Consider the following 22,509-nt stretch of genomic DNA (forward strand, 5'->3'; position numbering starts at 1 on the left):
GCAACGACGCTAGGGGCCGGCGAGATCCGTCCGCGTCGGCTGTCACGCCGATTTCGACCCCCTCTCGGGGAGGACCCCTCCGCCGTGTCATCCCTGCGATGTACTCCTGGCGGAGGCCGGACCCGGTCACCGGGGCTGATGTGGGACATGCCGTGCGCTCGGGACAATGCACCAGTGACAGCAAGCAAAGGACGTGGATGGTGGCAGTTCGGGCTGGATGCGCTGCGCCCCGTGCGGAAACCCGCCCGACTCTCGCGCCGGTCGCTTCTCGCCGACCTGCTGCTCGCGATCGTCTTGACCGTGGTCGCAGTGGCCGCGACGGCGGGGACCATAGACGATCGCCATCGCGTCGACGGGCAGCCGCCCTCCCTGTTGGAGCCCTTGCAACTGCGGCCCTCTCCCCAGCCACGAAGCACCGACGCCCCGCACGGCCGCCCGGAACGGCCCGTCACCCCCGCCGGCGGCCAGGAGGATCCGGGCCCGCTTCCGCTCCTCGTGGTTCTGACAGCGCTGCCGCTGGCGGTGCGGCGCCTGTACCCACTGATCACCTTCTGGACGGTGCTGGCCGCGGCGCTGGCCACCCACGACGACGCGACGTGGATCACGGTGCTGACGTTCGCCATCGCCGCCTACGGCGCCGTGGCCCACAGCCGTCACCGGGTGCCGGCCCTCGGCGGACTCGTCCTCGCCACCGTGCTGGCAGGCGCCGCCTTCCAGGACTCCGTCCCGGCGTTGCCGAGTTGGCTGGGGCCGTTCGTGGTACTCATGAGCGCCGGAGTCGCCGCCGGTTTCGTCCGCGCCTGGCGGCGACAACTCGACGCCGGCCGCCGTCGATTCGCCGAACTACAGCGCGCTCAGGAGGAGGCCATGCGCAAGGCCGTCCAGGAGGAGCGCTCCCGGATCGCCGGCGAACTCCACGATGTCGTCACCCACAATGTGAATGTGATGGTGATCCAGGCCGGAGCGGCGCGCACAGTGATGGACACGGCCCCGGCCCAGTCGAAGCAGGCCATGCTGGCGGTCGAAGCCGGCGGCCGGGCCGCCATGGCCGAACTACGTCACGTCATGGGCCTGCTCGCCGGGCCGGAGAGCGAGCGGGCGGGCAGCAACTCGGACGGGCTCGAACCGCAACCGGGGCTCGACCAGCTCGACTCGTTGATCGAACGGGTTCGCGCAGCCGGAGTGCCGGTCAGCATCGAGATCTCTCCGCCGCCCTGCCCGCTGCCGCCAGGGGTGGACCTGGCCGCGTACCGCGTCGTTCAGGAGGCGCTGACCAACACGATCAAGCACGCGGCCGGTGCGGCGGCGTCCGTCTCGATCGGCCACCGCGGCGACTGGCTGGAGATCGAGGTCACTGACACCGGCGGTGGGCGGACGGCGCGCGCCGGAGACGGCCAGGGCCGGGGCCTGATCGGGTTGCGGGAGCGGCTCGCGCTCTACGGCGGCACCTTGCGGGCCGGGCCGCGGAGCGGCGGCGGCTACGAGATCAAGGCGCGGGTTCCGTGGACCACCACGTGAACAGGCCTATGCGCGTGGTCATCGCCGACGACCAAGCGCTGGTACGCAGCGGGTTCGGGATGATCCTCGCCGCCGGCGGCATCGAGGTGGCGGCTGAGGCGGCCAACGGAGGCGAAGCCGTCGCCGCCGTCCGGCGTACTCGACCTGACGTCGTGCTCATGGACATCCGGATGCCGCTGATGGACGGCCTCGAAGCCACCCGGCAGATCATGGCAGAAGGCGCGAACGAGTCCCGCGTCCTCATTTTGACCACGTACGATCTCGACCACTACGTCTACGCCGCACTCACCGCGGGGGCCAGTGGGTTCCTGCTCAAGGACGTCACACCCGAGCACCTGGTGGCCGCGGTGCGCCTGGTGCGCGCAAGTGACGCCCTGCTCGCGCCGACGATCACCCGCCGCCTGGTCGAGCGCTTCGCCCGGCGCGACGAGACCAGAGCAGCCGTGCACCGGGACCTGTCGGAGCTGACACCCCGCGAACTGGAGGTGTTGCGCCTGCTCGCCACCGGGCTGAGCAACGCCGAGCTCGCTGACCGGCTGAGCCTCAGCCCGACGACGGTGAAGACTCATGTCGCGCGCATCCTGTCCAAACTCGGCCTCAGGGACCGGGTCCAGGCGGTCGTGCTCGCCTACGAGACCGGGTTGATCGCGCCGGGCTCGCCCGCCGACGGGCCGCCGGAGTCGAAGCCTCCTTATCCTCGCTGATGCAAGGGCCCGAGGCCTGCGACCTACCGTACGGGGACGCCGAGCTCGCGGCCGCGGTAGAAGCCTTCGCGCTCCTCGAGGATGTAAGGCGCCATGACTTCACGCCGGTGGGCCTCGCCCTCCGATGCACGCCAGGAGTCGCAAGCCTCCTTCGAGTCCCAGAACGACACCCCGGTGATCTCCCGTCCGTCCTCGGACCAGTACGCGTAGGCCTGGCGAAGACCCTCCGGGTACGGGTCCGGGCGCCATGCCCTTTCGAATGCCTCCAACGCGCCCGGCTTGATGCGGCGCGTCGTCACCCAGACGAAGTGCTCCCTCATCCCAGCCTCCTCTGCAACGCCGATTTGGCTTGATGGCGCTCTCTCAATCCACCATAGGCTCCGCGACGCCATGGCCCGGCGCCCGGGGCATGGGCGTTCGCCACCGCGCTTCAACAGGGGCCACCACCGGGGACGCGGTCCTCGGGTCACGGGCAGGGCGACGAGGACACCGCCGCGCCCGGTGGGTTGGTGGGCACGATGCCTTGCTGAGGGGGCTGGATGAACGTCCGCCGGCACACCTAACCGTCGAAGGGCAGAAGAAGGCATCTCAGCCGGCTATGGCCTGCTGCACGCCGAGCTTGCCGCCTCGATCGACATCTCCGAGGTGACGAGGCTGGTACGCGGAGAGGCTAGGACATTTACCTGTTTCGGGGGAAAGTCGGGAATGTCCTGATCGGGACGGCTAGAAGAGGGTCAACGGGTCTATCGGCTGAGGCTCGGGGAGGGGCACCAGGTCCGGGAGGCGGGCGCGTACCGCCTCGTGGAACGCGCGGGCCAGCCTCGGCGCGTCGGCGTTGTCGGGCGTGTGGAGGAAGAACGTGGGGGAGCGGCCCTCCCTCAGCCACTCCGTGACCGTGTCGAGCCAGGTCTGCCAGCCCTCGATCGTGCGGGACTCCGCGTCCCGGCCCAGGTAGCGGACGATCGGGTGGGCCGTGAGGGCGCGAGTGCGGCGGGGGACGCGGGGTTTCTTGGTCCACGCGTCGCGTTCGGCGTCACTGGCCGGCGGGCTCTGGAAGAGGGTCGTCGTGTCGAACGGGACCCACTCGGCGTCCACGGCCGCCAGGACGCGTTCCAGGAGCCGTTCGGACCGCTCGTCCTCGAAGAACGCGCGGTGGCGCACCTCGACGGCGTACCTGTGCGAGCGAGGGAGCCGGCGGAGGAAGGCGGCCAGGACGCCGACGTCGGCCGGCGTGAACGAGCCGGGAAGCTGCACCCAGAGGGCGTGGGCCCGGGGCCCCAGCGGCTCGATCGCGTCCAGGAAGGAGCGAAGGTCCTCGTCGATGCCGGTGAGGCGGCGCTCGTGAGTGATGGTCTTGGGGAGCTTGACCACGAAGCGGAAATCCGGGGCGGTCTGGCGGGCCCAGGAGTCGACCGTGCTCCTTGCCGGGGTCGCGTAGAAGGTCGTGTTGCCTTCCACGGCGTCGCACCAGGTCGCGTAGGAGCGCAGGCGCTCACCTGGAGGGAGCTGGTCGGGCACGAAACGACCTGGCCAGCGCGCGTGAGCCCACATCGCGCATCCCACATGAAGCCGCATGGCTCGACGGTATCGGAGATCCGCTGAGGCGCCGTCACGGCTCGAAGGTTGTCATACGAATGATGGCATCGTATGATGACTGACAACATCCACTACTCGACCTCCTTGGACCGCCATGGCCGCCGACCGCATCCGCCACGTCTCGCTCTCCTCCGTCACGCTCCCGCTGGACGTCCCCGTCAGCGACGCCAAGGTCCTCACCGGCCGGCAGAAGCCGATGACCGAGATAGTCTTCCTCTTCGCCGAGATCGCGACAGAGCAGGGCCATCAGGGCACCGGATTCAGCTACTCCAAGAGGGCAGGCGGTCCGGCGCAGTACGCCCATGCCAAGGAGGTCGGGGAGAACCTCCTCGGTCAGGATCCCTCCGACATCGGCAAGGTGTACGACGTGCTGCTGTGGGCGGGCGCGTCGGTGGGCCGTTCCGGGGTGGCGACGCAGGCGCTGGCGGCGGTCGATGTCGCGCTGTGGGATCTGAAGGCGAAGCGGGCGGGGCTGCCGCTGGCGAAGTTGCTGGGCGCCTATCGCGACTCGGTGCGGACGTACAACACCTCGGGCGGCTTCCTGCACGCGCCGATCGAGGAGGTCAAGGCGCGTGCGAGCCGGTCGCTCGAGGACGGCATCGGCGGGATCAAGATCAAGGTGGGTCAGCCGGACACGAGGGAGGATCTGCGGCGGTTGGCGGCGGTCAGGGAGCATCTCGGGGATGGTGTTCCGTTGATGGTGGATGCCAATCAGCAGTGGGATCGTGCGACGGCGTTGCGGTTCGGGCGGGCGGTGGAGGAGTTCGGGCTCGTGTGGATCGAGGAGCCGTTGGACGCCTATGACGCCGAGGGGCATGCGCAGTTGGCGGTTGCTCTCGACACGCCGATCGCCACCGGCGAAATGCTCTCCAGCGTCGCCGAGCATGTCCGCCTCATCGAGGCGCGCGCAGCCGACATCATCCAGCCGGACGCCCCGCGCGTCGGCGGCATCACGCCCTTCCTGCGCCTGGCCACCCTCGCCGACCATGCGGGCCTGCAGCTGGCACCCCATTTCGCCATGGAGATCCACCTCCACCTGGCCGCCGCCTACCCGCGCGAGCCCTGGGTCGAGCACTTCGAATGGCTCAACCCGCTGTTCAACGAGCGGCTCGAGACCCGCGACGGCCGCATGCTCGTGCCCGACCGGCCCGGGCTCGGCTTCACGCTCAGCGAGCAGTGCCGCAAGTGGACCGTCGACAGCGTCGAGTTCGGGAAGGCCTGACCGGTGGGCGACCGCATCGAGTCGGTACGGTTCGGCCACTACGCCGTGCCGCTCGCGTACGCGGTGAGCGACGCCAAGGTCGCCACGGGGCGCCAGCGGCCCCTGTCGCAGATCGACGTCCTGACCTGTGAGGTCGTGACCCGTGACGGTTTGGCGGGGCTCGGGTTCTCCTACACGACCCGCGCGGGCTGCCGTGCCCAGTTCGCCCATGCCAAGGAGGTCGGGGAGAACCTCCTCGGCCAGGATCCCTCCGACATCGGCAAGGTGTACGACGTGCTGCTGTGGGCGGGCGCGTCGGTGGGCCGTTCCGGGGTGGCGACGCAGGCGCTGGCGGCGGTCGATGTCGCGCTGTGGGATCTGAAGGCGAAGCGCGCCGGGCTGCCGCTGGCGAAGTTGCTGGGGGCCTATCGCGACTCGGTGCGGACGTACAACACGTCCGGCGGCTATCTCCAGGCGCCGATCGAGGAGATCAAAGAGAAGTCGGAGCGGTCTCTCCGGGATGGCATCGGCGGGATCAAGATCAAGGTGGGTCAGCCGGACATGAGGGAGGATCTGCGGCGGTTGGCGGCGGTCAGGGAGCATCTCGGGGATGGTGTTCCGTTGATGGTGGATGCCAATCAGCAGTGGGATCGTGTGACGGCGTTGCGGTTCGGGCGGGCGGTGGAGGAGTTCGGGCTCGTGTGGATCGAGGAGCCGTTGGACGCCTATGACGCCGAGGGGCATGCGCAGCTGGCGGTTGCTCTCGACACGCCGATCGCCACCGGCGAGATGCTCTCCAGCGTCCCCGACCTCGTGCGCCTCATCGACCTCCGCGCCGCCGACTACCTCCAGCCCGACGTGCCGCGCGTCGGCGGCATCACGCCCTATCTCAAGGTCATGGCGCTGGCCGATCACGCGCACCTGCAGGTCGCCCCGCACTTCGTGATGGAGATCCACGTCCACCTGGCCGCCGCCTACCCGAGCGAGTCGTGGGTGGAGCACATCGAGTGGCTCTCGCCACTGTTCAACGAGCGGCTTGAGATCGAGGGAGGGCGCATGCTCGTGCCCGACCGTCCGGGCCTCGGCCTCAGCCTTGCCGGCGAGGCCGTGGGATGGCGGCTCGACCAGGTCGAGTTCCGAGCCTCGGCGACCCGGCCGCGGCCCGGCGGTCCGGCGGGGTCGAGTTCGGTGCCGCCGCCGGATAGGTTGTGATCCGTGCCGCCAGATCAGAGGCTCGATCGCGACAGCGGGCGCGGGCTCGCGCATGAGCTCGTCGAACGGCTCAAGTCGCGCATCCTCGCCGGCGAGATCGAGCCCGGCCAGAAGTTGCCGACCGAGTCCTCGCTCGTCGAGGAGTTCGGCGTGAGCCGCACGGTGGTCCGCGAGGCCATCTCGCGGCTCCAGGCGGCCGGCCTCGTCGAGACCTTCCAGGGCCGTGGCTCGTTCGTGCTGGCCCTGCCCGCCTCCACGGCCTTCTCCGTCGAGGCCTCGCAGATCCGCACGCACCGCGACGTGCTCGACATGATCGACTTCCGGATCGGCGTCGAGTCGGAGTCGGCTGGGCTTGCCGCGGAGCGCCGTACCGACCTGCAGCTCAAGGCCATCGAACGGGCCCTGGTCGATCTCGGGCGCTCTGGTGAGCAGCCCAGCGGCGCCGTCGAGGCCGACTTCCAGTTCCACCTCAAGATCGCGCTCGCCTCGGGCAACCGGTTCTACTCCGACCTGCTGGCGTCGTTCGGGCCGATGGTGATCATGCTGCCGCGCACGCGGTTGGAGCACGCGTACACGGTGTCGAACGCGACGCACTTCACCAGGGTGACGCTGGAACACGAGAACATCTTCCGGGCCATCGCCGACCAGGACGCGGCGGCGGCACGTGCCGCGATGCGGCTCCACCTGTCCAACTCCCGAGCCCGGCTCCAGGCCCCGTAGGGCCCGAGCGGGTTACCAGCGGGAGGTGTTGGGGGTGAAGTCCGGGACCACCGTGCGCATGTAGGCCGTGTCCTCACGCCCGCGCTGCCCGCACCGCACATACTGCTCGTGCAGCGCCCCCAGAGCGTCCTCGTCCAGCTCCACACCGAGGCCGGGGCCGGTGGGCACGGCCACGCTTCCGTCGCGGAACTCCAGCGCCCCGGGCTTGATGACCTCCTCGGTCTTCCACGGATAGTGGGTGTCGCAGGCGTAGGTGAGGTTGGGGGTGGCGGCCGCCAGGTGGGTCATCGCGGCGAGGCTCACACCGAGGTGGGAGTTCGAGTGCATCGACAGCCCCATGCCGAACGTCTCGCAGATGCCCCCCAGCAGTGCCGAGCGCCGCAGCCCGCCCCACAGGTGGTGGTCCGACAGGACGACCTGTACGGCGTCGGCCGCGACGGCGGGCTTGAGGTGCTCGAAGGCGATGACACACATGTTCGTGGCGAGCGGGAGGTCGGTGTGCCGGGCGACCGCCGCCATGCCGTCGATGCCGGGCGTCGGATCCTCGAGATACTCCAGGACGCCGGCCAGCCGGTGCGCCACCTTGATGGAGGTCTCCACCGTCCAGGCGCAGTTGGGGTCGATGCGCAGCGCATGGCCGGGGAAGGCGGCGGCCAGCGCCTCGACGGTCTCGACCTCGTGGCCGGGCTCGAAGACGCCGCCCTTGAGCTTGATGGCGGTGAAGCCGTAGTCGGCGACCATCCGCCGGGCCTGGGCCACCATCTCGTCGGGCGTGAGGCCCTGTCCCCACGAGTCCTCGTCCTGGCCGGGGTGGCCGGCCCACTTGTAGAAGAGGTACGCGGAGAACGGCACCCGCTCGCGTACGGCGCCGCCGAGCAGGTCGCTCACCGGGCGGCCGAGCACCTTGCCCTGCAGGTCGAGCAGTGCCACCTCGAAGGGGGAGGCCACGGTGTCGACGGCGCTGGAGACCTCCAGCATGCCGCCGAAGCTGGCGCCCGCGCCGCCGGTGGACGCGCCGAGCGTCTCCTCGGCGACGCGCCGGAGCCCGTGGGCGTCGAACACGTCCAGGCCGGGCAGGGCCGCGGCGACGGCGTCGAGGCGGTCGAGGTGGGCCTGGTCGGCGTATGTCTCGCCCAGCCCCACCAGCCCCGAGTCGGTGTGCACCTGGACGATCGTGCGCAGTACGAACGGCTGGTGCACGCCGACGACGTTGAGCAGCGGAGGGTCATGGAAGGCGACCGGGGTGACGGTGACCCGGCTGATGCGCCCGCCGTCACGCGCGCTCACTGCGCCGCCTTGACCGTGAGGACCGGGACGCTGGCCTCCATGAGGATGCGCTGCGCCTCGCTGCCGAGAATGAACTTGCCCACCAGCGACCGATGCCGCAGCCCGATGACGATGAGCGTCCCGCCGGTCTCCTCGATGAGCGCCTCGAACGTCTCCGGGAGGTCGTCGTCGTGGAGCGGCTGGCGTACCTCCGCGTCCACGCCCGCGGCCCGCGCGCGGGCGAGCAGCGCGGAGGAGGCTTTGTCGTCGATCTTGTGCTCGTCGACGGGCGCACCGCGGCGCGGCGAGTTCACGATGATCACGCGCTCGGAGCGCAGCGCGCCCTCGCGCAGGCCCGCGTCGACCGCGGCATCACCCTCAGGCGTGGGCAGGTAACCGACGAGGATCGTCATGACGTCTTCTCCTCAACTGGAGCCTCGACTGGAGCGGAGGTCTTACGGCGCACGGCTTTGCGGATCAGTGGCAGGAACGCTACGAGCACGACCAGGGCCAGCACCGTTCCCGAGATGGGGCGGGTGAAGAAGCCGGTCGGGTCGCCGCCGAAGATGAGCAGCGCCTGCCGCGACGAGTTCTCGATCATCGAGCCGAGCACGAACGCCAGCACCAGCGGCCCCGGCTCGAAGCCGAACTTCTTCATCAGGTAGCCGAGCAGGCCGAAGGCGATGACCAGGAAGATGTCGTAGACCTGGTTGTTCACGGTGTAGGCGCCGAGCAGCGTGATGAGCACCGTGATCGGGGCCAGGATCGCGGGGCGTACGCGCAGGATCTTCACGAAGACGCCGACCATCGGGATGCTCATGATGAGCAGCAGGATGTTGCCGATGTACATCGAGTTGATGACGCCCCAGAAGACGTCGGGGTGCTCGGTGACGAGCTGCGGCCCCGGCTGGATGCCCTGGATGAGCAGCGCCCCGAACATCAGGGCCATGGTCGCGTTCGCCGGGATGCCGAGGGTCAGCAGCGGGATGAACGACGACGTGGCGGCGGCGTTGTTGGCGGTCTCCGGCGCGGCCACGCCCTCGACGGCGCCCTGCCCGAAGCGCTCCGGCTGCTTGGCGCGCCGCTTCTCGAACGCGTACGCCGCCAAGGACGACAGCACGGCCCCGCCGCCGGGCAGCACGCCCAGGATGAAACCGATGAGCGAGCCGCGCCCGATCGCGCCCCTGGACTGGCGCAGGTCCTGGCGCGACGGCCACACGTTGCCGACCTTGGCCGGCGCGTGCACCTGGTTGTGCCGCTCCTCGAGGTTGTAGAGGATCTCGCTGAGGCCGAACAGGCCCATGGCGATCGGGATGAAGTCGATGCCCTCGGCCAGGTTCAGGCTGTCGAAGGTGAACCGCTCGGCACCCGTGAAGGTGTCGCGGCCCACGGTCGCGATGAACAGGCCGACGCAGGCCGCGATGATCGCCTTGAGCTTGTTGCCGTTGCCCACCGAGGAGATCAGCAGCACGCCGAGCACGCCGAGGGCCGCGTACTCGGGCGGCCCGAAGTCGAGCGCGAAGCCGGCCACCACCGGCGCGAGGACCGTCAGGCCGATGATCGAGACGGTTCCGCCGATGAAGGACCCGATGGCGGCGATGCCCAGCGCGGTGCCGGCCTTGCCCTGTCTGGCCAGCGCGAACCCGTCGAAGACGGTGACGACGGAGGACGCCTCGCCGGGGAGGCGGAGCAGGACCGAGGTGATGGTGCCGCCGTACTGGGCGCCGTAGAAGATGCCCGCCAGCATGATGATCGCCGAGACCGGCCCGATGCCGTACGTGATCGGCAGCAGGATGGCGATCGTCGCGCCGGGGCCGAGCCCCGGCAGCACGCCGATGAGCATGCCGATGATGACGCCGATGAGGCAGTAGAGCAGGTTGGCCGGCTCCAGGACGACGCCGAAGCCGTTGAGGATGGGGGAGATGTCCATGTGGCTTTCTCAGATGAGACGCGGGAGCGGGACCTGGAGCAGCACGACGAAGAGCAGGTAGAACGCGGCCACGGTCGCGACGCTGACCACGATGGAGGAGCGCCACGACTCCTTGCCCAGCCAGCGCAGCCAGACGAAGACCAGCAGCAGCGAGGGGATCTCGAAGCCGATCAGCGGCAGCAGCACGGCGAGCAGGATGAGCGTCACCAGGCCGATCCCGGTGAGCAGGCTCGCCTTCGAGAACCGCTCGGCGTCCTCGAGCCCGCGGCCGGTGACGACGAGCGTCGCCGACAGCACGACGATGACGACGCTGATGGCGAACGGCCACAGGCCGGGGCCCGGCTGGGTGAGGCGGCCGAGCCCGAGCGCGAGGGATCCGATCGCCCCGGCGACGCCGACGGCCAGCGCCGCCAGGGCCGCCGCGACCTGCGAGACGGGGCCGGCGTGCGGCGGCCGGGTCTCGTCGGCGATGCCGGCGACCTCCTCGAGAGGGTCAGACATGGACATGCTCGCTCCTTGGAAGTGTCCGGGGAACTATCCGGCCAGGCTGATGCCGTACTTGCTCAGCTGCTCCTTGTAGGTGGCGGTGTCCTTCTGCAAGGAGGTGAGCACCTCCTGCGGGGAGACCTCCATCGGGGTGAGCGAGTTGTCCTCGTTGAACTTCTTGTACTCCGGCGTGGCGAACGTCTTCTTGGCCGCGTCGAGCAGGCGGGTCTTGACGTCCTCGGGCGTGCCCTTGGGCGCGGTCAGGAAGCGGTACTGGGTGACCAGGACGTCGAAGCCCTGCTCCTTGGCCGTCTTGACGTCCGGCAGGTACGGGATGCGCTTGTCGGAGAAGACCGCGAGCGGGACGAGCTTGCCGGCCTTGATGTTCTCGATGGCCTCACCGATCTGCATGGTCGAGACGTCGACCTGGTTGCCCAGCAGAGCGGTCAGCGCGGGGGCGCCGCCGTCGAAGGGCACGGCCGTCGCCTCGATGCCGGCGGTCTTGAACGTCAGCGCGGAGGCGAGCTGGGCGCCCGTGCCGACGCCGGTCGTGCCGTAGCGGATGGTCTTGCCCGCCTTCTTCATGTCCTCGATGGACTTGTAGCCGGACTGGGTGTTGGTCGCCATGACGTAGTCGTCGCGCGAGACGCCGGTGATGACGTCGAACGAGTCGATCTTCGTGGCCTCGGCGGGCGACACCGTGAGCGGCGTGATGGTGAAGAGGGAGGCGTTCTGGATGGCGATCTTGTAGCCGTCGGGCTTCGCGGACTGGAGTTCCTTGGCGTTGAGCGCGCCGTTCGCGCCAGGCTTGTTGAGCACCGGCGCGGAGACGCCGAGATCCTTGCTCATGCCCTGGGCCAGCGCCCGGGTGATGAGGTCGGTCGAGCCGCCCGCGGACGCGCCGACGCTGAACTCGATGTTGCCCGTCGGATATTTCCCGTCACCGCCACCGGAGGACGTCGTCTTGACACCGCCGCACGCGGTCAGCGCGAGCGCCGCGGCAGCACCGATGACACCCACGAGAATGCGGCGGGGGGTCGTCCGGGATGTCGGCATGGACTCTCTCCTTCATACGAGCGGCGTCTATGGAGGTTACGGGGTTGTTTCCGCTCTGTAGTCCCCGGAGACTATGGACCTGCCTCGATGCCTGTCCAGGCTCAATTCGGTATCAGGTGATACTCTGCGGGCATCATGCTTACACTCGATCAAATCCGGGCATTTGTCGCGGTCGCTGAGGAGCTCCATTTCGGCCGTGCCGCCGATCGACTCCGCATGACGCAGCCGCCGCTGAGCCGCCACATCCAGAAGCTGGAGCGCACGATCGGCGTGACCCTCCTGGAACGCGACAACCGCCGCGTGGTGCTCACCGACGCCGGGCGCGGCTTCCTGGAGGACGCGCGGCGCATGCTCACGCTCGTCGACACCGCGGGCGACCGGGCGCGCCGCATCGCGAAGGGCGCCACGGGCACCGTACGGCTCGGCTTCACCGCGGTCTCGGCCATCAGCATGCTCGGCGTGCTCCTGCGCCGGCTCGCGGAGGAGCTGCCGGAGATCGACGTCATCCTCCACGAACGGGTGACCGCCGGCCAGGTCGACGGCATCCTGCGCGGCGAGCTCGACATGGGCCTCGCCCGCCCGCCCTTCGACATCGCCGCGCTGCGCTCCCGGGTCGTCTTCCGCGAGCCGCTGTGTGCCGTCGTGCCCGTCGGGCATCCGCTCGCCGCCCTCGACCGCCCGCTCGCCCCCGACGACTTCGACGGCCTGCCGGTCATCAGCTACAACCCCGTACAGTCGCGTTACTTCCACGAGCTGACCGTCCGGTTCCTCACCAACGCCCACCCCAGGATCGAGCAGCAGGTGCATCAGATCCTCACCGCCGCGCTCCTCGTCGCGGCCGGCCGGGGCGTGGCGCTGGTGCCCGCCAGCGCGCGCTCGCTCGGCATCGAGGGCATCGTCTTCTGCGACCTGGTACGGGGCGGCGGCGATCCGCTGGACGGCGGCGCCCCGGGAAAAGGTGGTGGCATCGCGGGCGAGCCGGTCGAGCTGCACGTCATCTGGAACCACGGCTCGACCAACCCGGCCTTGTGGCGCGTGCTCGAGCTGCTCCCTGAGCCCCAGGCATGATGCCCTGTCGGTATCGTCGGATACAGAAACGCACTTGGACAGGAATCCACCCTCCTCCTTAGCCTGACGGCGTCAGCCTTACCGGCGGTGCTGGGGGATCCCACGGCCGCGTGTAAACCAGAGGACGTTCATGCCGAATTTCTCGCCCCAGGAGCTCGCCGCCCAGCTCAAGAGTGGCCTGCTGTCGTTCCCCGTCACTCATTTCACCGAGGACCTGCAGTTCGACGAGGCGGGTTACCGTGACCACCTGTCCTGGCTGAGCACGTACCCGGTGGCCGGTCTGTTCGCCGCGGGGGGCACGGGCGAGGGGTTCTCGCTGACCGCCGCCGAGATCGACCAGGTGGTGCGGGTGGCGGTCGGCGAGGTGAACGGCAGGGTCCCCGTCGTCGCCCCGGCCACGGGCGGCACCGCGACCGCCGTCGCGCAGGCCCAGGCCGCCGAGGCCGCCGGGGCGGACGGGCTGCTGCTCATGCCCCCGTACCTCACGGAGGCCGGGCAGGCCGGTCTGGTCGAGCACGTCTCCGCGGTCTGCCGCGCCACGAACCTCGGCGTCATCGTCTACAGCCGGGCCAACGCGATCCTGAACGACCGCTCCGTCGCGGCCCTGGCCGACCGGAACGAGAACCTCGTCGGGTTCAAGGACGGCGTCGGCAGCATCGAGCACCTCACGCGCATCTACGCCTCCGTCGGCGACCGCCTGGCCTACATCGGCGGCCTGCCCACGGCCGAGACGTTCGCGCTGCCGCTGCTCCAGCTCGGCATGAGCACCTACTCCTCGGCGATCTTCAACTTCGTGCCGCAGTACGCGCTCGACTTCTACGCCGACGTCCGGGCCCAGAACCGGGAGGCCGTCTACCGGCGGATCAGGGAGTTCGTGATCCCGTATCTGGACATCCGCGACCGCCAGAAGGGGTACGCCGTGTCGATCATCAAGGCGGGCCTGGCCGCCGTGGGACGCCCGGCCGGACCGGTGCGCCCGCCGCTGCAGAACCTCACCGACGGTGAGCTCGCCGAACTGACCGCCCTCATCAGCAAGATCAGCTAGGCCATGACCCCCACCATCCAGCGCGTCGAGGTCGTCCCGGTGGCCGGGTACGACAGCATGCTGCTCAACCTCAGCGGCGCCCACGGCCCGTTCTTCACCCGCAACGTCGTCATCACCACCGACTCCGACGGGCGCACCGGCCTCGGCGAGGTGCCCGGTGGCGAGGCGATCCGCCGGACCGTCTCGGAGGCGGCCGAACTGCTGATCGGCCGGCCCGTGGCCCGCTACCGCAGCCTGCTGCGGTCGGTGGCGGCGCGGTTCGCCGACCGGGACGCCGGCGGGCGCGGCGCCCAGACGTTCGACCTGCGCACGACCGTCCACGCGGTCACGGGCCTGGAGTCCACCCTGCTCGACCTGCACGGCCAGCACCTCGGGCTGCCCGTGGCCGAGCTCCTGGGCGAGGGCCGCCAGCGCGACCGGGTGCCGATGCTGGGCTACCTCTTCTACGTCGGCGACCCGGGCAAGACCGACCTTCCCTACCTGGTGGACGACGCGGGCGACGACCGCTGGTCCCAGGTGCGGCGCAAGGAGGCGCTCACGCCCGACGCGGTGGTCGCGCTGGCCGAGGCCGCGCAGGAGCGCTACGGCTTCGCCGACTTCAAGCTCAAGGGCGGGGTCCTGGCCGGCGAGGAGGAGATCGAGGCGGTCAAGGCGCTGGCCCGCCGCTTCCCCGACGCGCGCGTCACCCTCGACCCCAACGGCGGCTGGCTGCTCGCCGACGCGGTACGGCTGTGCCGAGGGCTGGGCGGCGTCCTGGCCTACGCCGAGGACCCGTGCGGCGCCGAGGGCCGCTTCTCGAGCCGGGAGACGATGGCTGAGTTCAGGCGTGCCACCGGCCTGCCCACGGCGACGAACATGATCGCCACGGACTGGCGCGAGCTGGCCCACGCCGTACGGGCGAACGCGGTGGACATCCCGCTCGCGGACCCGCACTTCTGGACCATGGCCGGCTCGGTCCGCGTCGCCCAGATCTGCCACGACTTCGGGCTGACGTGGGGCTCGCACTCCAACAACCACTTCGACATCTCGCTGGCGATGTTCACGCACGTCGGAGCGGCCGCCCCGGGGGAGATCACGGCGCTGGACACGCACTGGATCTGGCAGGACGGGCAGGCGCTCACGACCCGGCCGTTCCAGATCAGGGACGGCGCGATCGACGTGCCGACCGCTCCAGGGCTCGGCGTCGAGCTCGACCGCGCGGCCCTGGCGGAGGCTCACGAGCTCTACCTCCGCCACGGTCTCGGCGCCCGCGACGACGCCGTGGCCATGCAGTTCCTGGTGAAGGGCTGGACGTTCGACCCGAAACGTCCCTGCCTCGTCCGCTGACCTCGGCCATCAGCGGGGCGGCACTTCGCCTAGTGTGGGCTCATGGGCATGGTCGGGACGGTCGGGCTGGTGCTGCATCCTCAGCGCGACTCCAAGAAGGCGATAGACACCATCCTCCGCTGGGCCGGTGAGAAGGGGGTCACCGTCCTCGGGCTGCCCGAGGAGGTGGGCCGCATCGACTGCACAGCCGTGCCCGTCGACGCCGACGCCCTCGTCGAGCGGGCCGACCTGCTGGTCGGGCTCGGGGGCGACGGGACCATGCTGCGCACCATGCGCCTGCTGGCCGGGCGGCCCACACCCATCCTGGGCGTGAACCTCGGCAAGCTCGGTTTCCTGGCCGAGATCGACGTGGACGAGCTGGCCGACACGCTGTCGGCCATCGACAACCACCGGTACACGATCGAGCCGCGCATGGCGATCAGGAGCCGGATCAACGGCACGGACGTGACCGCCTTCAACGACATCGCCCTCGTCCGGATCCCGGGCGAGGGGCTGGCGGCGATCTCCGTCACCCCGGCCGGCAGCGACTTCGTGCGCTACGCCTCCGACGCGGTGATCGTGGCGACGTCCACCGGCTCGACCGCCTACAGCTTCTCCGCCGGCGGGCCCATCGTCTCGCCCCGGGTCGAGGCGGTGCTGGTGGTGCCCGCCGCCGCGCACTCGGCGTTCAACCGGGCGCTGGTGCTGCCCGCCGACGAGGACGTGACGCTGGAGGTGCTGTCCACCAGCGGGAGGCTGGCGGTGGAGGTCGACGGGGCCGTGGTGGCGCATCTGTGTCCAGGCGACGTCATCACGGTGGCCGCGTGGCCCGGGGCGGCGAAGGTCGTCCGGCTGGGCACCACGTTCTACGAGCGGGCCCGGCGCAAGCTGCGGGTGGACGGCAGCATCGAGGCCTACTGATCCCTATGTACGGGCACGGCGGCGGTGACGGGCGGGCCGCTCCGACGGGGTGAAGAGGTCTTCCTGGGCGTCGTGCGGCGCGAAGAAGCCCCCGTCGTGGGCCTCCTCCTCCGCATGGTGGTCCTCCGGGTGGTGGCGGGAGGCCGTCAGGGCCGCCAGCGCCGTGGTGATCGGGACGGCGGCGATGAGGCCCACCGTGCCGACGATGCTGCGGACGATCTCCTGGGCGACGACCGGCGTCGTCAGCACCTCGCCCAAGGGCTCCTGACCGATGCTGAACAGCAGCAGCAGCGGCAGCGACGCCCCCGCGTACGCCAGGATGATCGTGTTGATCACCGACGCGATGTGCGCGCGGCCGATGCGGCCGGCCGCCCGGTAGAGGCGGGTGAAGCCGTACGACGGGTTGGCGTGGGCCAGCTCGGCCACCGTCACCGCCTGCGTGACCGTGACGTCGTCGAGCACCCCCAGCGCGCCGATGATGATGCTCGCCAGCAGCAGCCCCTGCGTGTCGATCTTCAGGCTCATGTCCAGCGCGAGAGCGCTGTCGTCGGTGATGCCGTTGAGCCGGGCGAACCCCAGCGCCCCGTACGACAGCACGCCCGTGAGCGTCAGGCTGGCCAGCGTGCCCAGCACGGCCACGGACGTGGACAGCGAGAAGCCGTGCGTGAGGTAGAGCACGGTCAGCATGATCGCCGACGACCCCACGATGGCGACCAGCAGCGGCGGCTCGCCCTCCAGGATGCCGGGGATGACGAACGTCAGCAGCAGCACGAACGTCACCACCAGCCCGACCAGCGCCGTCACCCCGCGCCAGCGGCCGAAGGCGATGACCGCCAGCGCGAACGCCGCCCCGAACACCCACAGTGGCGCCGTCCGGTCGTGGTCGGAGATCTGGTATTTCCCGTCCGCGCCGCGCAGCAGGATCACGTCGTCGCCCGCGGCGAAGCGCTGCGCGCCCGGCCCGCTGGGCAGCCGGAGCGTCACGACCTGGCCGCCGTCGACCTGCACCACGGCGTTGCCGCAGGTGGCAGGGTCCGGCTGGGGCGCGCCATCCGGGACGGCGGGGCAGTGCTTGAGCTGGATGCCGGTGACCGTCCCGGTCACGCGCTGCACGCTGGACTGCGCGGTGCCGATGTCCGTCGTGCCGTCCGGCCAGAGCCATAACAGGGCCGCCAGCGTGACCACCGCCAGCGGCACCAGCACGGCCAGGCCGGCCATCACCGTCCGCCGGGAGCTGGGGGGATGCGTGTGATTGGCGCCCACTCGAAGTCCCCTTTGACGTCGACGTCCTCCTCAGGGGACGACAGTACTGCACGGCGCCGCGCTGGGTAGCCGTAAGGCATGTCGTGGCTGGTGGGCACCTCGGGGTGGCAGTACAGGCACTGGCGCGGTGTGCTCTATCCGGAGGGCGTGCCGCAGCGGCTCTGGCTGGAGACCTACGCCGAGGAGTTCCCGACCGTCGAGAGCAACAACGCGTTCTACCGGCTGCCGAGCCCCGAGATCTTCGCGGCCTGGCGGGACCGCACGCCCCCCGGATTCGTGATGGCGGTCAAGGCCAGCAGGTTCCTCACCCACATCAAGCGGCTGGCCGATCCCGAGGAGCCGGTGGAGCGGCTGATGAGCCGCGCGTCGGAGCTGAAGGACAAGCTCGGGCCCGTCCTGCTGCAGCTCCCGCCGACGCTGAAGGCCGACCCGGGCAGGCTCGACCGGTGCCTGCGCTGCTTCCCCGCGGGCGTGCGGGTGGCCGTGGAGCCGCGGCACGAGTCCTGGTGGACGGAGGAGATACGCGAGATCCTCAACGCGCACGAGGCCGCCCTGTGCTGGGCGGACCGGCTGGGCAAGCCGCAGAATCCCCTGTGGCGCACCGCCGAGTGGGGGTACGTTCGCATGCACGAAGGGCCGGCCCACTGGTCGTACGGCGACACCGCGCTGAAGACCTGGGCGAGACGCGTGCACGAGGCGGGCTGGCAGGACGTGTACGTGTATTTCAACAACGATCCTGAAGGAGCGGCTGTGCGTGACGCGAGAAGATTTGCCAGACTCGTCTAGGTGCACACACGTCTGTATAGGAATGGTGTCCTCGAGAAGGAAGGGTTCCCGATCGAGGAGGTCTCCGACTATGTGGGGGACCAGGGCAACACGGTCTGGTTCGACCTGTGTCATCCCTCGCCCGCGGACCTGGGCGTGATCAGCGAGGAGCTGGGGCTGCACGAGCTGGCGGTCGAGGACGTGCTCTCCGACCATCAGCGGCCAAAGGTCGATATCTACGACAACCATTTGTTCATCACGGTCTACGGCGTGCACTTCGACGAGGGCCGGCTCGACCCCGTCGAGGTGAACGTCTTCGTCACCAGAAACGCCCTGGTCACCGTGCGCGAGAGTGACCACTTCGACATCGGCGAGGTGGTCAAGCGCTGGAACGCCGCCTCCCGCCTGGCCGAGCACGGCGTGTCGTTCCTGCTGCACGGCCTGCTCGACTACGTGGTCGACAGCCAGTTCGACCTGGTGCAGGACCTCGACGCGCAGGCGGAGGCCCTGGAGGAGTCGCTCTTCGAGGAAGGCGGGGTGCGGGACGGCAGGGAGCTGCAGCGCAAGATGTACGAGCTGCGGAAGAACACCACCAGGCTGCGCAAGATCTCGATGCCGATGCGCGAGGTGGTCGGCACTCTGCTCCGCCGCGACCAGGAGCTCATCGCCGACGCCGTGATGATCCCGTACTACGACGACGTCTACGACCACGTGCTGCGCGTGGCCGAATGGGTGGAGTCGATCCGCGACATGCTGGCCAACGTCCGCGAGACCCGGCTCTCCCAGCAGGGATTCCGGCTGAACGAGATCATGAAACGGCTCACGGGCTGGGCCGCGATCATCGCCGTCCCCACCGCGATCACCGGCTTCTACGGCCAGAACGTGCCCTATCCGGGCGAGGGCCAGCCGTGGGGCTTCTGGACGTCCTTGATCTTTACGGCCGTCACGTCCGTGGGGCTGTACACGGTCTTCAAGAAGAAGGACTGGCTGTAGAGCGACGGGCAGGGCTCGCTCCGCACGTCCGGCCGCGCCTCGACGGCCAGCCGCACCTGCGCGGCGCCGTTCGCCGGGTAGAGGGGCAGGCAGCGGCCGCCCGAGGCGAGGGTCCTGCGGCCGATCGAGGTGGTGAGCAGGGACAGCTCCTCGTACGTGGCGGGCGCGGCGAGGCGCAGCACCCACGCGCCGTCCGAGGTGCGCGTACGCGTCCCGTCGAGCGCGTAGTAGTCCAGGACGCTCTCGTTGGACGACACGACCGCCCGCATGGTGAAACGACGCCCCTCCACGGTGAACACCTCCGCGGAGGGCGCCTTGTAGATCGAATGCACGTACAGGATCGAGAAGGCGCCGGAGACGACGGGCAGGCCGTTCACGGTGAGGCGCCCGGCACCGGAGCCGGGGCAGAGCGCCGCCATCGCCGCGAGCGCCACCAGGAGCTTCGTCAGGCCTTTTCCTTGTAGTAGCGGGCCGCACCGGGGTGCAGCTGGACCGGCGCGACCTGCTGGGCCAGCTTGACGTCGAGCTTCTTCGCCTCCGGGTGCACGGCCGCCAGCTCGGCCTTCTTCTCGAACAGGGTCCGGGTGATGTCGTAGGCGAGCTGCTCGTTCATCTCGTCGGGCACCAGCAGCACGTTCGGGATGACGACGGTCTTGATCGTGCCGGACAGCTTGTAGAGAGACAGGTCCACGTCGTGCGAGGTGTACTGCTGGCCGTACGTGGACTGCATCTTCGCCAGCACGTCGCTCGTGTCGAGGATCTTGATGTCCGGCTTGCTCGTGGCCAGGTCGGTGATGCCCGCCGTGGGCAGGCCGCCGACCCAGAAGAACGCGTCGATCGTGCCGTCCTTGACGGCCTGCACCGCCTCGGTGATCGACAGTTGCTGCTTGGTGATGTCGGTGTCCGGGTTGATCCCGGCGGACTGAAGGACGCGCCTGGCCACGACCTGCGTGCCGGAGTTGGCCGGGCCGAGCGAGACGCGCTTGCCCTTCAGGTCGGCCGCCTTGGTCGCGCTGACGCCGGGCGAGACCACGAGGTGTGCGTAGTTGTCGTAGATGCGGGCGATGGCCTTGACGGGCTGCTTCGAGGTGAACGTGTCCTTGCCGTTGACCGCGTCGGCCGCGGTGTCGGCCTGGGCGAAACCGATGTCGGCCTTGCCGGAGACCAGCAGCTTGATGTTCTCGACGGAGGCCGACGTGACCGACGCGGTGGCCTGGGTGTTGGCGATGTTCGCCGACAGCTGTTTGGCCAGGCCGCCGCCGTAGACGTAATAGACGCCCGTCGTGCCGCCCGTGGCGATCGAAAGCCTATTGCCCGAGCCGCCCGCGCCACCGCCGCCGCACCCCGCGGTCAGGACGGTCCCCGTAACCAAGGCCGTGAGTATCGCAAAGATCCGCTTCACGCTGGGTCCACTCTCCTTGTTCTGACGAGGTGCACGGCCACGGCCACGGCCAGGACGGCCAGGCCGGCGACGATGGGGATGGGCTCGAGGAACAGCAGCAGCACCGCGGCCACCGCCGCCAGCACTCGCTCCGGCCAGCGGCTCAGCCCGCCGGTGGCCCCACTGGTCGACAGGGCCAGTGCCGCCACGGCGATCGCCGAGACGGCGGCCATCAGCAGCACGGTGCCGATCGGCCCCTGGCCGAGCAGCGCCTGCCCGTTCGGCGTCAGCACGAAGGCGAACGGCACCAGGAACGCCGGCAGGGTGTACCGCCAGGTCATCATCATCGTCTTGTACGTGTTGCCGCCGGTGATCGCGGCCGCCGCCACCGCGGACAGCGCCGTGGGCGGGCTCACCTCCGACAGCACCGCGTAGTAGAAGACGAACATGTACGCCTCGGCCTTGGTGACGCCGAGGGCGAAGAGCGCGGGGCCGATGATCACCGCGGCGATGATGAAGCTGGCGGTCACCGGCACGGCCAGGCCCAGCAGCATGACCGCGATGCCGGACATGAGCGTGGTCAGGATCAGGTTGCCCGCGGCCACGTCCACGATGATGTCGGCGAGGTTCAGCCCGAGGCCGGTCTGCGTGATGATGCCGACGATGATGCCCGCCGCCGCGCACACCGCGGTCACCGGCAGCACTTCGAGAGCGCCCTTGGCCAGCGCCTGCGCGACGCGCTTCGGCCCCATCCGGCGCTCCGGGTCGAGGAACGACAGCACGAACGCGATGCCGGTGGCGATGACCACGGCCTGGAACGCCGACCTGTCCAGTGCCATCAGCACGATGATGAGGATGAGCGAGCTGAAGTGGTAGCCGAAGCGCAGCAGCAGGCGGCCCGCCTTGGGCGCGTCCACCTCCACGGCGTGGGTGCTGAAGCGGCGCGAGTCGATCTCGATGGCCAGGAAGATACCGAGGTAGTACAGGATCGTGGGGATCGTCGCGTACAGGAGCACCTCGAGGTAGCTGACCTGGAGGTATTCGGCGATGATGAACGCCGCCGCGCCCAGCGTGGGCGGCGACAGGATGGCGCCGATGCCGCCGGCCGCGAGGATGCCGCCCGCCGGCTCCTTCGGGTAGCCCGCCCGGCGCAGCACCGGCCACGCGACGCTGCCCAGACTGACCGTGGTGGCGACGCCCGATCCCGACACGGTGCCGAGCAGGAAGCCGGCCGTGGTGACGGTACGGCCCGGGGCTGCGCGGGACTTGCGGAAGGCGGCGAAGCTCAGGTCGATGAAGAACTTGCTGGCGCCCGAGTAGTCGAGCACGGCGCCGTAAATCGTGAAAAGGATGATGTAGCTGGCGGCCACCTGCATGGGGACGCCGAAGAAGCCCTCGGTGCCGGTGTAGAGCTGCGACACGATTTGCTCGAGGTCGAACCCCCGGTGGCCGATTGTCCAGTCAATCGGCAAATATGAGCCGTAATAGGCATAAATCAGGAAAATTATGCAGATGATGGTCAGGGACCAGCCGACGGTGCGCCGTACCGCCTCCAGGAGCAGCACCGTCAGCGCCAGGCCCGCCGCGATGTCCAGGTCCGTGAGCGCCGCGCCGGAGCCCCGCTCGCGGAAGGCCTCGAAGTCGAGCAGCGGATAGACGAGCACGGCCAGCGCGAGCGCCGCCAGCACCCAGTCCGCGGCGGTCGGCCGTTCCGGGCGCCGCGCCCCCGCCGGCTCGGCCGCCGAAGCGTCTGAGCCATCCGGGGGCGCCTTGACGGGCGGGCTCCCGGCCGGAGAGCTGTCGCGGCGCCTGAGCAGGAGCGACGGCACGCCCGACCGGTAGCAGAGGAAGACCAGCGGCAGCGCCGCCGCCAGGAACGTCATCCGGTGCTCGAGTGCCTCGATCGGCCAGAACACCACCGCCAGCGAATAGGCCGACAACAGCCCGCCCACGATCCACACGCCGAGCCGAAGCCCTCCGCTGAGCTCCCGCGCCGGGTGTTCCTGTTCGTGAGCGGAAACAAGCTCAGCCTCGCGGTCGCTCAGCTCGGTCAAAACGTCCTCCCCCGACACGGCGTTG

Annotated in this window: 22 protein-coding genes; 11 read left to right on the forward strand and 11 right to left on the reverse strand. The window is 69.8% G+C overall.

Annotated features, from left to right (window positions below):
* Positions 1-174 precede the first annotated feature (174 nt).
* Positions 175-1,518 carry a sensor histidine kinase gene (locus tag ACQPWU_RS20560; RefSeq protein ID WP_433442339.1) on the forward strand — a complete coding sequence of 448 codons (1,344 nt, stop codon included), beginning with the start codon at positions 175-177 and terminating at the stop codon, positions 1,516-1,518.
* Positions 1,519-1,526: 8 nt separating this feature from the next.
* Positions 1,527-2,222, forward strand: coding sequence for a response regulator (locus ACQPWU_RS20565; RefSeq protein ID WP_433445255.1), 696 nt, complete (start codon positions 1,527-1,529; stop codon positions 2,220-2,222).
* A gap of 23 nt (positions 2,223-2,245) precedes the next feature.
* Here the strand turns inward: ACQPWU_RS20565 and ACQPWU_RS20570 are convergent, their stop codons facing one another.
* Together ACQPWU_RS20570 and ACQPWU_RS20575 are read right to left on the reverse strand one after the other, a co-directional pair.
* Complete coding sequence (locus ACQPWU_RS20570; RefSeq protein WP_360696797.1) at positions 2,246-2,542, reverse strand: antibiotic biosynthesis monooxygenase; 297 nt, start codon at positions 2,540-2,542, stop codon at positions 2,246-2,248.
* Between the two features lie 403 nt (positions 2,543-2,945).
* Positions 2,946-3,797 (reverse strand): DUF72 domain-containing protein, encoded by an 852-nt coding sequence (locus tag ACQPWU_RS20575; RefSeq protein ID WP_433442341.1) that lies wholly within the window; start codon positions 3,795-3,797, stop codon positions 2,946-2,948.
* Between the two features lie 115 nt (positions 3,798-3,912).
* On the opposite strand from ACQPWU_RS20575, the gene ACQPWU_RS20580 reads away from it, so the two are divergent.
* Genes ACQPWU_RS20580 through ACQPWU_RS20590 form a run of 3 tightly spaced genes read left to right on the forward strand, consistent with a single transcriptional unit; the run spans position 3,913 to position 6,951 of the window.
* Positions 3,913-5,040, forward strand: coding sequence for an L-talarate/galactarate dehydratase (locus ACQPWU_RS20580; protein ID WP_433442343.1), 1,128 nt, complete (start codon positions 3,913-3,915; stop codon positions 5,038-5,040).
* 3 nt (positions 5,041-5,043) lie between these two features.
* Complete coding sequence (locus ACQPWU_RS20585; protein WP_433442345.1) at positions 5,044-6,231, forward strand: L-talarate/galactarate dehydratase; 1,188 nt, start codon at positions 5,044-5,046, stop codon at positions 6,229-6,231.
* A 3-nt stretch (positions 6,232-6,234) separates the two neighbouring features.
* On the forward strand, positions 6,235-6,951 hold the full coding sequence (locus ACQPWU_RS20590; RefSeq protein ID WP_433442347.1) for a FadR/GntR family transcriptional regulator: 717 nt from the start codon (positions 6,235-6,237) through the stop codon (positions 6,949-6,951).
* A gap of 12 nt (positions 6,952-6,963) precedes the next feature.
* On the opposite strand, the gene ACQPWU_RS20595 is transcribed toward ACQPWU_RS20590, so the two are convergent.
* The 5 genes from ACQPWU_RS20595 to ACQPWU_RS20615 are packed head-to-tail and all read right to left on the reverse strand — an operon-like array spanning position 6,964 to position 11,689.
* The gene (locus ACQPWU_RS20595; protein WP_433442349.1) at positions 6,964-8,238 is read right to left on the reverse strand and encodes a glucarate dehydratase family protein; all 1,275 of its coding nucleotides are present in this window, start codon (positions 8,236-8,238) and stop codon (positions 6,964-6,966) included.
* The gene (locus tag ACQPWU_RS20600) at positions 8,235-8,630 is read right to left on the reverse strand and encodes a universal stress protein (RefSeq protein WP_433442351.1); all 396 of its coding nucleotides are present in this window, start codon (positions 8,628-8,630) and stop codon (positions 8,235-8,237) included. Before ACQPWU_RS20600 ends, ACQPWU_RS20595 begins: the two co-directional genes overlap by 4 nt.
* A complete protein-coding gene (locus tag ACQPWU_RS20605; RefSeq protein ID WP_433442353.1) occupies positions 8,627-10,147 on the reverse strand; it encodes a tripartite tricarboxylate transporter permease in 1,521 nt (506 codons plus the stop codon). The genes ACQPWU_RS20600 and ACQPWU_RS20605 overlap by 4 nt, the downstream gene beginning before the upstream one ends.
* 9 nt (positions 10,148-10,156) lie before the next feature.
* Complete coding sequence (locus ACQPWU_RS20610) at positions 10,157-10,648, reverse strand: tripartite tricarboxylate transporter TctB family protein (protein ID WP_433442355.1); 492 nt, start codon at positions 10,646-10,648, stop codon at positions 10,157-10,159.
* A gap of 33 nt (positions 10,649-10,681) precedes the next feature.
* Positions 10,682-11,689, reverse strand: coding sequence for a tripartite tricarboxylate transporter substrate binding protein (locus tag ACQPWU_RS20615; protein ID WP_433442357.1), 1,008 nt, complete (start codon positions 11,687-11,689; stop codon positions 10,682-10,684).
* A 135-nt stretch (positions 11,690-11,824) separates the two neighbouring features.
* On the opposite strand from ACQPWU_RS20615, the gene ACQPWU_RS20620 reads away from it, so the two are divergent.
* The 4 genes from ACQPWU_RS20620 to ACQPWU_RS20635 all read left to right on the forward strand — a co-directional run bounded on the left by ACQPWU_RS20620 (position 11,825) and on the right by ACQPWU_RS20635 (position 16,028).
* Positions 11,825-12,757 carry a LysR substrate-binding domain-containing protein gene (locus ACQPWU_RS20620; protein ID WP_433442360.1) on the forward strand — a complete coding sequence of 311 codons (933 nt, stop codon included), beginning with the start codon at positions 11,825-11,827 and terminating at the stop codon, positions 12,755-12,757.
* 130 nt (positions 12,758-12,887) lie between these two features.
* Entirely contained in the window at positions 12,888-13,802 is a 915-nt protein-coding gene (kdgD, locus tag ACQPWU_RS20625; protein WP_433442362.1) for a 5-dehydro-4-deoxyglucarate dehydratase, read from the forward strand.
* A 3-nt stretch (positions 13,803-13,805) separates the two neighbouring features.
* On the forward strand, positions 13,806-15,128 hold the full coding sequence (locus ACQPWU_RS20630; protein ID WP_433442364.1) for an enolase C-terminal domain-like protein: 1,323 nt from the start codon (positions 13,806-13,808) through the stop codon (positions 15,126-15,128).
* A 42-nt stretch (positions 15,129-15,170) separates the two neighbouring features.
* Entirely contained in the window at positions 15,171-16,028 is an 858-nt protein-coding gene (locus ACQPWU_RS20635; RefSeq protein ID WP_433442366.1) for an NAD(+)/NADH kinase, read from the forward strand.
* Positions 16,029-16,031: 3 nt separating this feature from the next.
* Here the strand turns inward: ACQPWU_RS20635 and ACQPWU_RS20640 are convergent, their stop codons facing one another.
* On the reverse strand, positions 16,032-17,291 hold the full coding sequence (locus tag ACQPWU_RS20640) for a YibE/F family protein (protein WP_433442368.1): 1,260 nt from the start codon (positions 17,289-17,291) through the stop codon (positions 16,032-16,034).
* A 78-nt stretch (positions 17,292-17,369) separates the two neighbouring features.
* On the opposite strand from ACQPWU_RS20640, the gene ACQPWU_RS20645 reads away from it, so the two are divergent.
* Together ACQPWU_RS20645 and ACQPWU_RS20650 are read left to right on the forward strand one after the other, a co-directional pair.
* Positions 17,370-18,077 carry a DUF72 domain-containing protein gene (locus tag ACQPWU_RS20645; protein WP_433442370.1) on the forward strand — a complete coding sequence of 236 codons (708 nt, stop codon included), beginning with the start codon at positions 17,370-17,372 and terminating at the stop codon, positions 18,075-18,077.
* The gene (locus tag ACQPWU_RS20650) at positions 18,078-19,049 is read left to right on the forward strand and encodes a magnesium transporter CorA family protein (protein WP_433442372.1); all 972 of its coding nucleotides are present in this window, start codon (positions 18,078-18,080) and stop codon (positions 19,047-19,049) included.
* Here the strand turns inward: ACQPWU_RS20650 and ACQPWU_RS20655 are convergent.
* Genes ACQPWU_RS20655 through ACQPWU_RS20665 form a run of 3 tightly spaced genes read right to left on the reverse strand, consistent with a single transcriptional unit; the run spans position 18,944 to position 22,484 of the window.
* Positions 18,944-19,483, reverse strand: a complete 540-nt coding sequence (locus ACQPWU_RS20655; protein ID WP_433442374.1) for a DUF1850 domain-containing protein — start codon at positions 19,481-19,483, stop codon at positions 18,944-18,946. The two genes, ACQPWU_RS20650 and ACQPWU_RS20655, sit on opposite strands and share 106 nt — an antisense overlap.
* Positions 19,484-19,494: 11 nt before the next feature.
* The gene (locus ACQPWU_RS20660; protein WP_433442376.1) at positions 19,495-20,451 is read right to left on the reverse strand and encodes a TAXI family TRAP transporter solute-binding subunit; all 957 of its coding nucleotides are present in this window, start codon (positions 20,449-20,451) and stop codon (positions 19,495-19,497) included.
* On the reverse strand, positions 20,448-22,484 hold the full coding sequence (locus tag ACQPWU_RS20665; RefSeq protein WP_433442378.1) for a TRAP transporter permease: 2,037 nt from the start codon (positions 22,482-22,484) through the stop codon (positions 20,448-20,450). Before ACQPWU_RS20665 ends, ACQPWU_RS20660 begins: the two co-directional genes overlap by 4 nt.
* Positions 22,485-22,509 lie beyond the last annotated feature (25 nt).

Origin of the sequence: Nonomuraea sp. CA-141351, assembly GCF_050944675.1 — a bacterium.
Classification (GTDB): Bacteria; Actinomycetota; Actinomycetes; order Streptosporangiales; family Streptosporangiaceae; genus Nonomuraea.

What these genes read in the sequence shown, in the direction of transcription:
- ACQPWU_RS20580 (WP_433442343.1), top strand. Translation starts at nt 3,913, where the DNA reads ATGGCCGCCGACCGCATCCGCCACGTCTCGCTCTCCTCCGTCACGCTC.
- ACQPWU_RS20605 (WP_433442353.1), bottom strand. Translation starts at nt 10,147, where the DNA reads ATGGACATCTCCCCCATCCTCAACGGCTTCGGCGTCGTCCTGGAGCCG.
- kdgD (WP_433442362.1), top strand. Translation starts at nt 12,888, where the DNA reads ATGCCGAATTTCTCGCCCCAGGAGCTCGCCGCCCAGCTCAAGAGTGGC.
- ACQPWU_RS20645 (WP_433442370.1), top strand. Translation starts at nt 17,370, where the DNA reads ATGTCGTGGCTGGTGGGCACCTCGGGGTGGCAGTACAGGCACTGGCGC.
- ACQPWU_RS20575 (WP_433442341.1), bottom strand. Translation starts at nt 3,797, where the DNA reads ATGCGGCTTCATGTGGGATGCGCGATGTGGGCTCACGCGCGCTGGCCA.
- ACQPWU_RS20620 (WP_433442360.1), top strand. Translation starts at nt 11,825, where the DNA reads ATGCTTACACTCGATCAAATCCGGGCATTTGTCGCGGTCGCTGAGGAG.
- ACQPWU_RS20615 (WP_433442357.1), bottom strand. Translation starts at nt 11,689, where the DNA reads ATGCCGACATCCCGGACGACCCCCCGCCGCATTCTCGTGGGTGTCATC.
- ACQPWU_RS20630 (WP_433442364.1), top strand. Translation starts at nt 13,806, where the DNA reads ATGACCCCCACCATCCAGCGCGTCGAGGTCGTCCCGGTGGCCGGGTAC.
- ACQPWU_RS20565 (WP_433445255.1), top strand. Translation starts at nt 1,527, where the DNA reads ATGCGCGTGGTCATCGCCGACGACCAAGCGCTGGTACGCAGCGGGTTC.
- ACQPWU_RS20600 (WP_433442351.1), bottom strand. Translation starts at nt 8,630, where the DNA reads ATGACGATCCTCGTCGGTTACCTGCCCACGCCTGAGGGTGATGCCGCG.
- ACQPWU_RS20570 (WP_360696797.1), bottom strand. Translation starts at nt 2,542, where the DNA reads ATGAGGGAGCACTTCGTCTGGGTGACGACGCGCCGCATCAAGCCGGGC.
- ACQPWU_RS20610 (WP_433442355.1), bottom strand. Translation starts at nt 10,648, where the DNA reads ATGTCTGACCCTCTCGAGGAGGTCGCCGGCATCGCCGACGAGACCCGG.
- ACQPWU_RS20635 (WP_433442366.1), top strand. Translation starts at nt 15,171, where the DNA reads ATGGGCATGGTCGGGACGGTCGGGCTGGTGCTGCATCCTCAGCGCGAC.